We start from the raw sequence: 14,597 nt of genomic DNA, 5'->3' as shown, positions 1-14,597 counted from the left end.
CGTAAAAATTTCGTCAAAACCCCGTGCGGCGCGCGTTGCCGCTGCCCCCTACTTAGGTGCAATGGGCAAAACGCCGTGCCGGGGCCACACTGCAAGCATCCCGAACGTGCGAGGCGCAAGCCCATGAGCAAGGCCGACGCGATGGCCGATGCGGGCAAGACCGCGGTGCTGCAGAACATCCACGGCACCATGGAGTTCCTGCAGAAGTTCCCCCCCTTCAACCAGATGGACACCGCCCATCTGGCGTTTCTGGTCGAGCATTGCCAGCTGCGCTTCTATGCCGAGGGCGACTCGATCATCAAACCCGCCGATGGCGTGGTCGAGCACTTCTACATCGTCAAGCAGGGCCGTGTGCACGGCGAGCGCCCACACAGCGCACGCCGTGGCACCGAGACCACCTTCGAGATCACCGCTGGCGAATGCTTTCCGCTGGCCGCACTGATCGGCGAGCGCGCCACCCGCACCGAACACCTGGCCGCCGAGGACACCTTCTGCCTGCTGCTGGCCAAGCACGCCTTCATCAAGCTGTTCGCCGTCTCCAACCCGTTGCGCGACTTCGCCCTGCGCGGCGTCAGCAGCCTGCTCGACCAGGTCAACCAGCAGGTGCAGTTGCGCGCCGTGGAAACCCTCGGCGCGCAGTACTCGCTGGATACCCGCCTGGGTGAACTGGCCATGCGCCAACCCATCGGTTGCGCGCCGCACACGCCCCTGCGCGAGGCCGTGCGGCTGATGCACGAGCAGCACGTGGGCAGCATCGTGGTGGTGGACCCGAGCGAGCGGCCCCTGGGCATCTTCACCCTGCGCGACCTGCGCCGGGTAGTCGCCGACGGCGTCGACCTGGCGCAGCCGATCGACCGGCTGATGACCCCCAACCCCTTCCATCTGCAACCGGACGCCAGTGCCTTCGACGCCGCCATCGCCATGACCGAGCGGCATATCGCCCACGTCTGCCTGGTGCAGAACGAGAAGCTCTGCGGGGTCATTTCCGAGCGAGACCTGTTCAGCCTGCAGCGGGTCGACCTGGTCCACCTGGCCCGTACCATTCGCCACGCCGGCAAGGTCGAGACCCTGGCCGGGCTGCGCAGCGACATTCGCCTGCTGGTCGATCGCATGCTCGCCCACGGCGCCAGCTCGACGCAGATCACCCACATCGTCACCCTGCTCAACGACCACACCGTGTGCCGGGTGATCGAGCTGACCCTCGAGGACATGGGCGACCCGGGCATCGCGTTCACCTGGCTGTGCTTCGGCAGCGAAGGCCGCCGCGAGCAGACCCTGCACACCGACCAGGACAACGGCATTCTCTTCGAGGCCGCCGACGCTGCCGAGGCCGCCGCCATCCGTGGCCGCCTGCTGCCGCTGGCCGTCGAGATCAACCAGCGTTTGGCGCAATGCGGCTTCACCCTGTGCAAGGGCAACATCATGGCCGGCAACCCGGAGCTGTGCCTGTCGCGGCAGGAGTGGTCGCGGCGCTTCGCCGGTTTCGTGGACGAAGCTACGCCGGAGAACCTGCTGGGCTCGTCGATCTACTTCGACCTGCGCACCATCTGGGGCCCGGATACCGGCTGCGAACAGCTGCGCGCCGCCTTGCTCGAACGCGTCGCCAGCAACAGCCTGTTCCAGAAGATGCTGGCCGAGAACGCCCTGCGCCAGCGTCCGCCGGTGGGCCGCTTCCGCGACTTCGTGGTGGCGCGCTCCGGCGCCGACAAGGACACCCTCGATCTCAAGGTGCAGGGCCTGACGCCCTTCGTCGATGGCGCCCGCCTGCTGGCGCTGGCCAACGGCATCAGCTCGGTCGGCACCCTGGAGCGCCTGCGCGCGCTGGTCGCCAAGGGCGTGATCGATGCGCTGGATGGCGCGGCCTACGAGGAGGCCTATCATTTCATCCAGCAAACCCGCATGCAGCAGCACCAGCTGCAGGCGCGCGACGAACTGCCCTACTCCAATCGGGTCGACCCCGATCACCTGAATCACCTGGACCGGCGTATCCTGCGCGAGTCCTTCCGCCAGGCTCAGCGACTGCAGAGCAGCCTGGCCATGAGGTATCAGCTATGAGCAAGTTCACCTGGTTCACCGGCCGTGGCCCGGCCCTGACCCAGCAGCAGTTGCAACGTCGCCAGGCCCTGAGTGCGCCCGCGCCGCTCGATGAGCGGCCGCTGCACCAGCAACGCATCGTCGTGCTGGACCTGGAGACCACCGGCCTGAACATGCGCCGCGACCTGGTGCTGGCGATTGGCGCGGTGGTGATCGATCACGGCGCCATCGACTTCGCCGAACAGTTCGAATGCACCCTGCGCCGGCCCGACCACCAGGCCAGCGCCAGCACCCTGATCCATGGCATCGCACCCAGCGAGGTGGCACGCGGCGTCGACCCGGCCGAGGCCTTGCTGGACTTCATGGAGTTCGTCGGCAGCAGCCCTCTGCTGGCCTTCCATGCCGGTTTCGACCAGCGCATGCTGGGGCGTGCCCTGCGCCAGAGTCTGGACTATCGCCTGCAGCACAACTTCTTCGACGTTGCCGAGATCGCCCCCCTGCTCTGCCCGCAGGCACGCGTGCGTCAGGGCGGACTGGATGAGTGGGTCGCCGAGTTCGGCCTGCAGGTGCAACAGCGCCACAACGCCAGCGCCGACGCGCTGGTCACCGCCGAGCTGGCGCTGATGCTGTTCAGCAAGGCACGCCGCCAGGGCATCGACAGCCTCTGCGAACTGGAACGCCAGCTGGCCAGCCGACGCCGCCGCCAGCAGGCGATGTAGCGGCGCCCTGCGCATCGCCCGCAAGCGGGCTCCTACACCCTGCCAGAGGCTACGCCTGTGCCGACGCGATCCGTAGGAGCCGGCTTGCCGGCGATCCACCCCTGCCCCTACAACCCCGTAGGGTGGATGACGCTTCACCCATCCACCGAAAACGCTATCCCTCCACCCTCGCGCCCTACAGATCGCGCATCAGCAGGCCGTACTCCAGCTGCACCTGCGCCGGCAGCGGCAGGTAGAGGACGTGGCCGTCGCCAGGTGCTACCGACTGCGCCTGGCCTTGTGCGTTCTGCAGCTGCTGCAGGGTGAAGCGCAGGTTGCCCTGTGGCGTCATCAGTTCCAGGCCATCACCCACCGCGAAGCGGTTCTTCACCCGCACTTCGACCAGCTCGCCACGGCGCTCGCCGGTCAGCTCGCCAACGAACTGCTGACGCTCGGAAACCGAGCTGCCGCGCTCGTAGTTCTGGTATTCGTCGTGCACGTGGCGGCGCAGAAAGCCCTCCGTATAGCCACGGTGGGCCAGCGATTCGAGGCTGCCCAGAAGGCTCGGGTCGAAGGGCTTGCCGGCCAGCGCATCGTCGATGGCGCGGCGATAGACCTGGGCAGTGCGCGCCACGTAGAAGTGGCTCTTGGTGCGGCCCTCGATCTTCAGCGAATGCACGCCCATGCGCACCAGGCGCTCGACGTGCTGCACCGCACGCAGGTCCTTGGAGTTCATGATGTAGGTGCCGTGCTCGTCCTCGAAGGCGCTCATTTCCTCCTCCGGGCGCCCCGCTTCCTGCAGCACGAAGGCCTGAGAGGTCGGCGCCCCCTGGCCCAGGGTCGGGTCGACCACGCGCACGATCTCGCCCAGTTCGTTCTCGGCTGCCGGCGTGGCCTGGTACTGCCAGCGACAGGCATTGGTACAGGTGCCCTGGTTGGGATCGCGACGATTGATGTAGCCCGACAGCAGGCAGCGCCCGGAATAAGCCATGCACAGCGCGCCGTGGACGAATACCTCCAGCTCCATGCCCGGCACCTGGGTGCGGATTTCCCCGATCTCCTCCAGCGACAGCTCGCGCGACAGGATCACCCGCGTCAGCCCCTGCTGCCGCCAGAATTCGACGCTGGCCCAGTTCACCGCGTTGGCCTGCACCGACAGATGGATCGGCATCTGCGGATAATGCTGGCGCACCAGCATGATCAGGCCGGGGTCGGACATGATCAGCGCGTCGGGCGCCATCTCGATCACCGGCGCCAGGTCCTTGAGGAAGGTCTTGAGCTTGGCGTTGTGCGGGGCGATGTTGACCACCACGTAGAACTGCTTGCCCTGTGCGTGCGCCTCAGCGATGCCCAGCGCCAGGTTGGCGTGATCGAATTCGTTGTTGCGCACGCGCAGGCTGTAACGTGGCTGCCCGGCATACACCGCATCGGCGCCGTAGGCGAAGGCGTAGCGCATGTTCTTCAGGGTGCCGGCCGGCGATAGCAATTCGGGAAAACGGGGCATGACCGCGCGCTCGAAAAATCAGGGGCTGGCGATTCTATGCAGATGCACTGCGCGGGCATTGACCTGGGTCTATGCGCCGGCAGAAAGACCCGTGCCCCGCCGCAAGATCGGCGAGGCAGGTCACGCGCTGACCTACTGACAGGTCAGGCGGTAGAGGGTGTCACTCTTGTCGATGCGCTTGAGCTGGGACAGCTGCGGCTGTTTCTGCTCATCCAGCGGCAGCAGCTCGGCCGTTTCGCAGTTGAGCAGGTGCGCCTGGTGCGAGACATGGTCGACATGCTGCTTCTCGAAGCGATAGAGCATGAATTCCGCCACCCGCGCATCCGCGACCTGCTGGCGCACGACGCTCTTGCTGTCGAGCACGGTGAAGGCCGTGGTGATGGGTACGAAGTAGCTCCAGGGACGCCAGAACACATGCCCCTGCTCGGTCGCGACCACGACCGACTCCTTCGGCTGGCGCTGCTGCTGGTGCTCGAACCAGGCGTACTCGTAGGACACCTGGTAACCCAGCATGCCCAGGCCACCGAACAGCGGAATGATCCACCTGGGCAACCTGTTGCGCGTCAGTTTGCGCAGCAGCAGGGCAATACCGGCAGCGCCGAGCCCCGAAACCACGATGGCAAGCAAAGTCCACAACATACGACTGTTCCCGAAAAAAGACGGGCCTCCGTGGAGGCCCGTCTGTCAGACCCTGGACCATCGAACGATGGCGTCAGGCCAGGATTATGCTCAGTGGCTCAGAGCGGCACCAGCACCTTTGGGGGTACGCACGCTTTCCACCAGATCCTGGATTTCCTGCGGCGGCTCGGCGGTGACCATCGACACGGCGTAGGCCACGGCGAAGTTGATCAGCGCACCGACGGAACCGAAGGAAGCCGGGGAGATGCCCATGAACCAGTTGTCCGGGGTATTGGCCAGCATGTTGGTGCCCGGAATGAAGAACCAGCCCAGGTAGGTGAAGATGTACACCAGGGTGATGGCCAGGCCGGCAACCATGCCGCAGATCGCGCCCTTGTCGTTCATGCGCTTGGAGAAGATCCCCATCATCAGCACCGGGAACAGCGAGGCTGCCGCGATACCGAAGGCCAACGCCACCACCTGCGCGGCGAACCCAGGCGGATTGAGCCCCAGATAGGTCGCCAGGAGGATCGCGCAGGCCATGGAGATTCGCGCGGCGAGCATCTCGTTCTTCTCGCTGATCTTCGGATTGATCAGGGTCTTGATCAGGTCATGACTGATCGCCGAGGAGATCGCCAGCAACAGCCCCGCCGCGGTGGACAGTGCAGCCGCGATGGCACCCGCCGCGATCAGACCCACGACCCAACCCGGCAGGTTGGCGATTTCCGGGTTGGCGAGCACCAGGATGTCGTTGTTGACGGTCAGCTCGTTGCCGTTCCAGCCACGCTCCTGAGCGGTCGCGGTGAAGGCCGGTGCGGCATCGTTGTACATCTGGATGCGGCCGTCGCCGTTCTTGTCTTCCCACTTGATCAGACCGGTGGTTTCCCAGGTCTTGACCCACTCCGGACGCTCTTCATAGGACAGCGCAGGCGCCGAGGTGCCTTCCGGGTAGATGGTGGTCATCAGGTTCAGGCGTGCCATGGAGGCCACGGCCGGAGCGGTGAGGTACAGCAGCGCGATGAAGATCAGCGTCCAGCCAGCGGACCAGCGGGCATCGGCCACGCGCGGTACGGTGAAGAAGCGGATGATCACGTGCGGCAGACCGGCAGTACCGATCATCAGCGACATGGTGAACAGCACCATGTTCAGCTTGTTGTCGACGTCAGCGGTGTAGGCGGCGAAGCCCAGGTCACGGACCACGGCATCGAGCTTCTGCAGCAGCGGCAGGCCGGACTCGGCATGGTCACCGAACAGGCCCAGCGGCGGAATCGGGTTACCGGTCAGCTGCAGGGAGATGAAGATCGCCGGAATGGTGTAGGCGATGATCAGCACCACGTACTGCGCCACCTGGGTGTAGGTGATGCCTTTCATGCCGCCGAATACGGCGTAGGCGAACACCACCGCTGCGGCGATCCAGATACCGGTCGAGTTGCTCACTTCGAGGAAGCGCGAGAACGCGACACCGGCACCGGCCATCTGGCCGATCACGTAGGTGACGGAGATGATCACCAGGCAGATCACCGCAGTCAGACGCGCACCGCGGCTGTAGAAGCGATCACCGATGAAGTCCGGCACGGTGAACTTGCCGAACTTGCGCAGGTAGGGCGCGAGCAGCATCGCCAGCAGCACGTAGCCACCGGTCCAGCCCATGAGGAAGGTGGAGTTGGCATAACCACCGGCGGCGATCAGGCCCGCCATGGAAATGAACGAGGCTGCGGACATCCAGTCAGCAGCCGTCGCCATGCCGTTGGTGACCGGATGGACGCCACCGCCCGCGACGTAGAATTCCTTGGTGGAACCGGCGCGCGCCCAGATGGCGATACCGATGTAGAGCGCGAAGGACGCCCCCACGAACAGCATGTTGATTACGAACTGGCTCATGACCTACTCCTCGACGCCGAATTCTTTATCGAGCTTGTTCAGTCTCCACGCGTAGTGAAAGATCAGCCCGATGAAGAAGAGGATGGAGCCCTGCTGCGCGAACCAGAATCCGAGGTCGGAACCGCCTACCGAGATACCCGCGACCATGGGGCGCAGAATCATGGCGAATCCGTAGGAAACCAGCGCCCAGATGATCAGGCTCCAGGTGATGAGCCGCACATTGGCCTTCCAGTAGGCCGCGGCATTTGCTTGTTCAGAAGTCATAGACGCCTCCGGTTATTGTTATTCTGATGCACCTTCAAACTAGCAGCTGGCCAGCAAAAGCCGACAGCTAGACATTGGTATTAGCCGAAGATCGTCATGACTGCCCGTCCATGTGCGGCATGCGGGCGCTGTTTTGCAAAACCTCGCGCAGATCGTGCGGGAGCGGGTGGCCGCTCAGAGCGGCGACAGCTCGATCGGCAGCAGATAGCGCTCGTCGCCGTATTCGATGGTGTATCGGGAACGCTGGGTGCTGCGCTCGACCGTCTGACAGTCGCCCGCGACCTCTGCGGAGCGGCTGTGGATAGCGCTCATCCTGAGCTGCAGGTCGCGATAGCCGGCATGCCCGACGCGCTCGGTGATGATCACCACGCCCGTGGATTCGCTGAACTCTCCGGCGCAGTGGGTATCCCACTCCCCTCCCGAGCGCTGCACCACCAGCTCGCTCAGCACCGACCTCAGGTGCTGTCCATCCAGCTCGTACAGGTTGAGTTCGGTTTCGAGGAAGGGATTGGGGGCTGATCCGTTGCGCCGCTTGATGCGGACACCGAAGGCCAGGTCCTGCGCACGCAGACGATAAGGGGCGGTGTCGAACTCGATGCCATCGACGAATATCGCATCCCAATCCAGCCGGTTGGGTTCGATCAGGCGCGCCACGACGTCCTGCCTGGCACTATCGAGCAGCAGGACTTCGAGGTCGCTCTGGCCATGGTCGTCATGCTCCTCGCGCAGCAGCGGCACGGCGACCAGGGCCAGGTGCGGCCGCGCCGGCCAGACCTTGCAGATGCTCTGCCGGGCATCCACCCGATAGGCCCCGCGCTCATCCTGCAGCCAGATTCCGCCAGCCTGGCCCGGGTGCGCCTGTTCCAGCCAGCCAGGCAGTTGCGCCGAGCAGTCATCGGCCAGCACCACGCTGGCGGTCAGCAGGCCGGCCAGGCCCGCGGCGAGTCTGAATGTCATCCCTGAACACCTCCTGTTCATCCCGCCGTGAGTCTACGTCAGCGCAGCACCACTGCCCATGACGGGCATCGCGAAACAGCCAGGCGATGCGTCGTGCCAGCAGATGCCCGGCACGCGCCTCCTCACGCAAACCGATATGCCCGCTCATGCGCGGTACCACAGGCGCATGAAACCCAGCGCCAGGATCAGGCCGACCTGGCCCAGGGCGGCACACAGCGCCAGAAAGGAACGCAGCGAGCTGTTGTTCGCGGCGTCCTGCACCCCCGTCAGCGAACTCCAGAAGCCCTCCGGCAACACCATCAGGCTCAGGCTGGCGAGGGGCTTGCCAGTCATCAGCAGACCATCGATGACGTCGAACCAGCCAACGAACATCAGACCGATCAGAATCATCACGGCTACCACCAGGCCAAGGCCCAGGCACGCGGAAAACTGCATGAGAAGACGCATGGGATCACCTCCAGAGAAGCGGCGCGGCCACTGCCGCGCCATATGATTCAGGCTTGCGGGGCCGCGCGGCCAACGCCATACCAGTCCAGTTTGCGGGTCAGTACCATCACGCTGCCGAGCACGCCGAAGACCAGCAGCGAGCCCATCAGCAGGGCGTAATCCTCGGCGCTGAGCAGGCCGTAGAGCATCCCGTAGAGCGCCGCCAGCAGGGCACCAAAGCCCATGCCACGCTGCCAGCTGTGCAGCACGTGGCTGACGTAGAAGCCGATCAGGCCGACGCAGGCCGTGGCGGAAAGGCCATAGGCCAGCGCGAAAGGCAGGTGCTCGGAGAGCGACAGCAGCAACAGGTAGAACAGCGCCAGCGACAGCCCCACCAGGGCGTACTGCACCGGGTGCACGGCGAGGCGCTTGAGCACTTCGAAGAGGAAGAACGCCGCGAAGGTCAGGGCGATGAACAACAGCGCGTATTTGATCGCCCGGTCGGTCTTCAGGTACTGGTCGACGGGGTCGACGAAGCTGACGCCGAAGTGGCGGCCGAACAGCGCCTGGCAGCGCTCGCCCACCACGCAGTCACGCAGCGCCTCCTCCAGGTTGGTGGCGAAGAAGCTGGTCTGCCATTCGGCCGTGAAGCCCTTGGCGTCGATGCTGCGACGGTTCGGCAGGTACTCGCCGACGAAGCTCGGGTGCGGCCAGTCGGAGCTCAGTTTGACCCGGCTGTCACGCCCGACCGGCACGATCGACAACTGCTCGGTGCCCTGCAGCTTGAGGTCGAAGGCGAACTCCAGGCTCTGCCCACCCTGCGGGTCGAGTGCGGGGATCGGTGCATGCACGCCCGCGCCGAAACTGTCGTCGCCGCTGCCGGGTGCGAAGCTCAGGGTCTGGCCATTGAGGCGCAGCTGCAGGTCATTGCTGATACCGCGAATGTCGCTGATGCCGACCGAGAGGAAAGGTTTCTCGAAGCGGTAGAAGCCGAGGTCGTCGCCCAGGCCCAGGCGCGCCGGCAGGCGGAACTGGCCACTGACCTGGCTGTCGCTGTGGTACAGGCGCGCCTGGTAGATGCCCCGCGCCCGCAGCTCGGTGCCGACCTGCCCTTCGAGCACGAAGCGCTCCGGCAGGAAGTACAGGCGTCCGCGTTGCTGACGCTCCTCGGTATAGCGCTCGCCGGTGGTCTTGTTGGTTTTCCACTCGTGAGTGGTCTTGATGTAAGGCACGACCAGAATCGGCCCGGTGACCTGCTGGCGATAGCTGGAGCTGCGCGCGATGTCCTGCAGCACGTCATGGCGCAGGCCCTGGCGCTCGTCGACCAGGCCATCGATCATCAACAGGGGAATCATCAACAGCAGAATCAGCAGGGCGATGGCGCCCAGCTTGAAGCCCAGGGTACGGCTCATGGTACGGCTCTCCGTAGCGAGTGAAGGTACGGCAGAGTCTGGGCAGCCTGGGTGGCGGGGGTATGGGGCGAGCGTGGAGATTGTGTGGAGAATGTGAGAAACAGAAAGGGCGCCGGTCGAGGGCGCCCTTGCTAACGGCTGTGCGGCATGAGACTGCTCCCGCGTGATGGATGACCGGATCAGCTGATACGGCTGGCACCTGCGCGGTCGGCACCGTCTTCGGCGACACGGTTCGCACCGACGCGATCGGAGCCATCTTCAGCGACGCGGAAACGCTCCAGTGTGCGCTCGGCACCGCCTTCGGCGACACGGTTCGCACCAACGCGATCGGCGCCATCTTCGGCTACGCGGAAACGCTCCAGCGTGCGCTCGGCACCGCCTTCGGCAACGCGGTTCGCACCGACGCGATCGGCGCCATCTTCGGCTACGCGGAAACGCTCCAGCGTACGCTCGGCACCACCTTCGGCGACACGGTTCGCGCCTACACGATCGGCGCCATCTTCAGCGACGACAGGGGCGGTGGGTTGCTCGACGGTTACCTGCGGCAGGGCGAAGGCACTGGCGGACAGGGCGGCGAGGACAAGGCTGGCGAGGATCTGCTTTTTCATGTTCGTTCTCCTGAGAAGGGGTGAGCAACTGGGTACGGTTGTCATGTTACGCACGCCCCGGAACGGCAAAAGGGACATCTCGGGATAGTGACAATCGACGCCATCGATAGCTGAAAAACCTCTTTCCAATCAGCTAGATAGGCTCACTTCTCAGGCACGACTCAGGCGCCCCGCCTTCCGTCTGCTCAGGCACTGCAGCGGGTGAACGGCACTGGCATCTGTATAAAAAACCAGTAAGACTTCGCACCATGCTCAACCTCGACGCCCCCGAACTCTATTACCTGGCCAACTTCCGCAAGGCCCTCGACTGGCTCGACACCCATCATCGCGACCTGATGGACGCCGCCGAGCTGGCCTTCGTCGCGAACTTTGTCCAACTGCCGCTGCCATCCCAGGCGCTGCTGGTGCGCCTGGTCATGCGCAAGGGCGTGCACTTTCGCGCCAGCAAGCTGCGCTATGCGGAGATCGGCGACATCGCCACTGCGGCTGGCGCGCTGCTGGCGTCGGGCTGGCTGATCGAGCACGCAGCGCTGACCTTCGACGAGCTGGGCGCCCTGCTGCTCAAGGATGAGCTGGCCACGCACTTCGCCGACGACCTGCCCGGCGGCAGCCTGAAGAAGAGCGAATTGCTCGAACACCTGCGCGCGCTGCACACGGAACCGCGCAGCCTGGCCGATTGGTGCCCACGGCTGGATGAGCGCCTGTTGAGCCTGGCCATCGGCCCGCTGTGCGACCGCCTGCGGCTGATGTTCTTCGGCAACCTGGCACAGGACTGGTCGGAGTTCGTGTTGGCCGACCTGGGGATATTCCGTTACGAGCAGGTGCCGATCACCCCCGGCTCACGCGGTTTTCGCAGCCGTCAGGACGTCGACGACTACCTGCATCTGCGCCTCTGCCGCGAGACCTTCGAAGCAGGCGTGACGGTGCCCGAGGTGCTGCAGCAGCTCGGCGACTTTGCCAGCGCCAGCGCGCATATCAACGAACGTCACCAGCGCCTGCTGCTGCAACTGGCGCAGCATCTGGAGCGCGCGGGCGAACTGGACTCGGCGCTGACGCTGTATCGCGACACCCGCGCACTCGGCTCGCGGCAACGGCAGATTCGCGTGCTGGAACGCCTGGGCCAGGATGCCGAGGCGCTGACCCTGGTCGAACAGGTGCTAGAAGCGCCGCTCAACGCCGAGGAAGCGCAACTGGCCGGACGCGCACGCACCCGCCTGCGCAAGCGCCTCGGCCTGCCGGCAGCGCCCAAGGCGGCGAAGCTCGATGAGGATCGTCTCGACCTGCGCCTGCCGCGCGCCGCCAGCGTCGAGCTGGCCGTGGCCGCGCACCTGGCCGCGCCCGATGCGCCGGTGCATTACGTTGAGAACACGCTGATCTGCGGGCTGTTCGGCCTGCTCTGCTGGGAGGCGATCTTCGCCCCGCTGCCTGGTGCCTTCTTCCATCCCTTTCATACCGGCCCGGTCGATCTGCACCGCGCCGACTTCCACGCCCGGCGCAGCGAGCTGTTCGCCGCCTGCCTGGCGCGCCTGGATGACGGCAGCTATCGCGACGCCATGCGCCGTACCCATGCCGAGAAATTCGGCATCCAGTCACCGTTCGTGTTCTGGGAGCTGCTCGATGCCGAGCGCCTGGAGCAGGCGCTGGCCTGCCTGCCGCCAGCGCACCTGGGCGCCTGGTTCCGCCGCCTGCTGGCCGATATTCGCGAGAACCGCGCCGGCATGCCCGACCTGATCCAGTTCTGGCCCCGCGAGGGACGCTACCGGATGATCGAGGTGAAGGGCCCCGGTGACCGCCTGCAGGACAACCAGAAGCGCTGGCTGGCGTTCTGCGCCGAGCACGGCATGCCGGTCAGCGTCTGCTACGTGGAGTGGCTCGATTGAACCTGCGCGTCGCCGTGCGCGAGCTGTGCGAGTTCACCGCCAAGGAAGGTGATCTCGACCTGCGTTTCACTCCCTCGCCGACGGCCCAGGAGGGCATGGCCGGGCACGCCACGGTGGTGGCCCGGCGCGGCCCGGATTACGTGTCCGAGTTGCCACTGATCGGCCAGTTCGAAGGGCTGACGGTCAGTGGTCGCGCCGACGGCTTCGACCCCGAGTTTCGTCTGCTGGAGGAGATCAAGACCCACCGAGGCGACATCTCGCGCATCCCCGCCAACCACCGCCTGCTGCACTGGGCGCAGGTGAAGATCTATGGCTGGCTGCTGTGCCAGGAGCTGGGCTGCGACGAGCTGGACCTGGCAGTGGTCTACTTCAACGTCATCACCCAGCAGGAGACGGTCTTCCGCGAGCGCCACAGCGCCGCGTCGCTGGGTGAGTTCTTCGCCCTGCACTGCCGCCGCTACATTACCTGGGCGCGGCAGGAACAGGCCCACCAGCAGGCGCGCAACCAGGCGCTGGAGGCCTTGAGTTTCCCCTACGGCGAATTCCGCCACGGCCAGCGGCAACTGGCCGAGGCCGTGTACCGCGCGGCACGCGACGGCCACTACCTGCTGGCCCAGGCCACCACCGGCATCGGCAAGACCCTCGGCACCCTGTTCCCGCAGCTCAAGGCCATGCCCGGCCAGCAGCTCGACCGCCTGTTCTTCCTCAGTGCGAAGACACCGGGCCGGCGCCTGGCGCTGGATGCCCTGCAGCGCCTGCGCGAGCCGGACACGCCACTGCGCGTGCTGGAACACGTGGCCCGCGACAAGGCCTGCGAGCACCCGAGCAAGGCCTGCCACGGCGACTCCTGCCCATTGGCCAAGGGCTTCTACGACCGCCTGCCGGCAGCACGCAGCGCGGCGCTCAAGGAGCGCTGGCTGGACCAGCAGGCGGTGCGCAACATCGCCATCGCCCATGGCGTCTGCCCCTACTACCTGAGCCAGGAGCTGTGCCGCTGGAGCGATGTGGTGGTGTGCGACTACAACTACTACTTCGACCTCGGCGCCCTGCTACACAGCCTCACCCTGGTCAACCAGTGGCGCGTCTGCCTGCTGGTGGACGAGGCGCACAACCTGGTCGAGCGCGGGCGCGGCATGTACAGCGCCGAACTGGATCAGGCGCGCTTCAAGGCCATGTGCCGCGACGCACCGAAACGCCTGAGGAGCGTGCTGGAACGGGTCGACCGCCACTGGGACCAGCTGCACCGTGAACAGCAGGTCCCCTACCAGGTCTATCCGCTGGCGCCGGACCTGCTGCTCGCCGCGCTGGGCAAGGCGGTCAGCGCCATCACCGACCTGCTCACCGACCAGCCCGAAGGCAATGCCGGTGAACTGCTCAGCTTCTACCTCGACGCCATGCTGTTCTGCCGCCTGGCGGAAAGCTTCGGCCCGCACTCACTGTTCGACATCAACCGCGAAGAGGCCGGCAACGGGCGCAGCCATTCCACGCTGTGCATCCGCAATATCCTGCCGGCGCCCTTCCTCGGCCCGCGCTTCGAAGAGGCGCACAGCGCCACGCTGTTCTCAGCCACCCTCAGCCCCAGCCACTACTACCTTGACCTGCTCGGCCTGCCGATCGAGACCCAGTGCCTGGACGTCGCCTCGCCATTCAGCGCCGAACAGCTGCACGTGCAGGTGGTGCGCAACCTGTCGACCCGCTACCAGCACCGCGATGCCTCGCTGGCACCGATCTGCCAGCTGATGGCGCGCCAGTACAGCGAACGCCCCGGCAACTACCTGGCCTTCTTCAGCAGCTATCAGTACCTGGAGCAGGTGCTGCAGCAACTGCGCCGCGATCACCCGCAGATTCCGCTGTGGACGCAGTCACGGCAGATGGATGAAGCAGCGCGCCAGGGCTTCATCGAACGCTTCCAGGTCGGTGGTCGCGGTATCGGCTTCGCCGTGCTCGGCGGCGTCTTCGGCGAAGGCGTGGATCTGCCCGGCGAACGCCTGATCGGCGCCTTCGTCGCCACGCTCGGCCTGGCGCAGCTCAACCCGATCAACGAGGAAATCCGCCAACGCATGGACGCCCTGTTCGGCAACGGCTACGACTACACCTACCTCTATCCCGGTTTGCAGAAGGTGGTTCAGGCCGCTGGCCGGGTGATCCGCACACCGCAAGACCAGGGCGTGCTCTACCTGATCGACGACCGCTTCGCCCGCCCGGAAGTCCGTCGCCTGCTGCCGACCTGGTGGCAGGTCGACCTGCTGCGTTTGCCGCGACAAGCCCATACGCTGCAACCGCAAGCCGATCCGTAGCAGCGGATGTGTCCACGA

The 14,597-nt window shown here is 65.7% G+C and carries 12 protein-coding genes; 5 read left to right on the top strand and 7 right to left on the bottom strand.

Annotated features, from left to right (window positions below; translation table 11 throughout):
• Nucleotides 1-123 precede the first annotated feature (123 nt).
• Nucleotides 124-2,055 (top strand): putative nucleotidyltransferase substrate binding domain-containing protein, encoded by a 1,932-nt coding sequence (locus EPK82_RS09875; RefSeq protein ID WP_047591877.1) that lies wholly within the window; start codon nt 124-126, stop codon nt 2,053-2,055.
• The gene (locus EPK82_RS09870) at nt 2,052-2,753 is read left to right on the top strand and encodes a 3'-5' exonuclease (RefSeq protein ID WP_037056347.1); all 702 of its coding nucleotides are present in this window, start codon (nt 2,052-2,054) and stop codon (nt 2,751-2,753) included. Before EPK82_RS09875 ends, EPK82_RS09870 begins: the two co-directional genes overlap by 4 nt.
• 175 nt (nt 2,754-2,928) lie before the next feature.
• Here the strand turns inward: EPK82_RS09870 and trhP are convergent, their stop codons facing one another.
• The 7 genes from trhP to creD form a co-directional block, all read right to left on the bottom strand.
• Nucleotides 2,929-4,236 (bottom strand): prephenate-dependent tRNA uridine(34) hydroxylase TrhP, encoded by a 1,308-nt coding sequence (gene trhP, locus EPK82_RS09865; RefSeq protein ID WP_134676450.1) that lies wholly within the window; start codon nt 4,234-4,236, stop codon nt 2,929-2,931.
• 132 nt (nt 4,237-4,368) lie between these two features.
• Complete coding sequence (locus EPK82_RS09860) at nt 4,369-4,875, bottom strand: hypothetical protein (protein ID WP_037056343.1); 507 nt, start codon at nt 4,873-4,875, stop codon at nt 4,369-4,371.
• 90 nt (nt 4,876-4,965) lie between these two features.
• The gene (locus EPK82_RS09855; RefSeq protein ID WP_037056336.1) at nt 4,966-6,735 is read right to left on the bottom strand and encodes a sodium:solute symporter family protein; all 1,770 of its coding nucleotides are present in this window, start codon (nt 6,733-6,735) and stop codon (nt 4,966-4,968) included.
• A gap of 3 nt (nt 6,736-6,738) precedes the next feature.
• Nucleotides 6,739-6,999 carry a DUF4212 domain-containing protein gene (locus EPK82_RS09850; RefSeq protein WP_037056334.1) on the bottom strand — a complete coding sequence of 87 codons (261 nt, stop codon included), beginning with the start codon at nt 6,997-6,999 and terminating at the stop codon, nt 6,739-6,741.
• Nucleotides 7,000-7,173: 174 nt separating this feature from the next.
• Nucleotides 7,174-7,956 (bottom strand): PA3715 family protein, encoded by a 783-nt coding sequence (locus tag EPK82_RS09845; protein ID WP_134676449.1) that lies wholly within the window; start codon nt 7,954-7,956, stop codon nt 7,174-7,176.
• A 144-nt stretch (nt 7,957-8,100) separates the two neighbouring features.
• Nucleotides 8,101-8,403, bottom strand: coding sequence for a hypothetical protein (locus EPK82_RS09840; RefSeq protein ID WP_037056330.1), 303 nt, complete (start codon nt 8,401-8,403; stop codon nt 8,101-8,103).
• A 47-nt stretch (nt 8,404-8,450) separates the two neighbouring features.
• Nucleotides 8,451-9,794 carry a cell envelope integrity protein CreD gene (creD, locus tag EPK82_RS09835; protein WP_047591870.1) on the bottom strand — a complete coding sequence of 448 codons (1,344 nt, stop codon included), beginning with the start codon at nt 9,792-9,794 and terminating at the stop codon, nt 8,451-8,453.
• 170 nt (nt 9,795-9,964) lie between these two features.
• Between creD and EPK82_RS25200 the strand changes: the two genes are divergently transcribed.
• The 3 genes from EPK82_RS25200 (at nt 9,965) to EPK82_RS09820 (ending at nt 14,579) form a co-directional block, all read left to right on the top strand.
• Nucleotides 9,965-10,426, top strand: coding sequence for a hypothetical protein (locus tag EPK82_RS25200; RefSeq protein ID WP_208651114.1), 462 nt, complete (start codon nt 9,965-9,967; stop codon nt 10,424-10,426).
• A gap of 224 nt (nt 10,427-10,650) precedes the next feature.
• Nucleotides 10,651-12,282, top strand: coding sequence for a VRR-NUC domain-containing protein (locus tag EPK82_RS09825; RefSeq protein ID WP_134676447.1), 1,632 nt, complete (start codon nt 10,651-10,653; stop codon nt 12,280-12,282).
• Nucleotides 12,279-14,579 (top strand): ATP-dependent DNA helicase, encoded by a 2,301-nt coding sequence (locus tag EPK82_RS09820; protein ID WP_134676446.1) that lies wholly within the window; start codon nt 12,279-12,281, stop codon nt 14,577-14,579. Before EPK82_RS09825 ends, EPK82_RS09820 begins: the two co-directional genes overlap by 4 nt.
• Nucleotides 14,580-14,597 lie beyond the last annotated feature (18 nt).

The organism is Ectopseudomonas khazarica (genome assembly GCF_004521985.1).
GTDB classification, from domain to species: Bacteria; Pseudomonadota; Gammaproteobacteria; order Pseudomonadales; family Pseudomonadaceae; genus Aquipseudomonas; species Aquipseudomonas khazarica.
The sequence above is the reverse complement of the archived record's forward strand: the minus strand, read 5'-3'. Positions and strand labels throughout refer to the sequence as shown.

Coding starts and splice junctions, on each gene's coding strand:
- EPK82_RS09875 (WP_047591877.1), top strand. CDS start 124: ATGAGCAAGGCCGACGCGATGGCCGATGCGGGCAAGACCGCGGTGCTG.
- EPK82_RS09870 (WP_037056347.1), top strand. CDS start 2,052: ATGAGCAAGTTCACCTGGTTCACCGGCCGTGGCCCGGCCCTGACCCAG.
- trhP (WP_134676450.1), bottom strand. CDS start 4,236: ATGCCCCGTTTTCCCGAATTGCTATCGCCGGCCGGCACCCTGAAGAAC.
- EPK82_RS09860 (WP_037056343.1), bottom strand. CDS start 4,875: ATGTTGTGGACTTTGCTTGCCATCGTGGTTTCGGGGCTCGGCGCTGCC.
- EPK82_RS09855 (WP_037056336.1), bottom strand. CDS start 6,735: ATGAGCCAGTTCGTAATCAACATGCTGTTCGTGGGGGCGTCCTTCGCG.
- EPK82_RS09850 (WP_037056334.1), bottom strand. CDS start 6,999: ATGACTTCTGAACAAGCAAATGCCGCGGCCTACTGGAAGGCCAATGTG.
- EPK82_RS09845 (WP_134676449.1), bottom strand. CDS start 7,956: ATGACATTCAGACTCGCCGCGGGCCTGGCCGGCCTGCTGACCGCCAGC.
- EPK82_RS09840 (WP_037056330.1), bottom strand. CDS start 8,403: ATGCGTCTTCTCATGCAGTTTTCCGCGTGCCTGGGCCTTGGCCTGGTG.
- creD (WP_047591870.1), bottom strand. CDS start 9,794: ATGAGCCGTACCCTGGGCTTCAAGCTGGGCGCCATCGCCCTGCTGATT.
- EPK82_RS25200 (WP_208651114.1), top strand. CDS start 9,965: ATGACCGGATCAGCTGATACGGCTGGCACCTGCGCGGTCGGCACCGTC.
- EPK82_RS09825 (WP_134676447.1), top strand. CDS start 10,651: ATGCTCAACCTCGACGCCCCCGAACTCTATTACCTGGCCAACTTCCGC.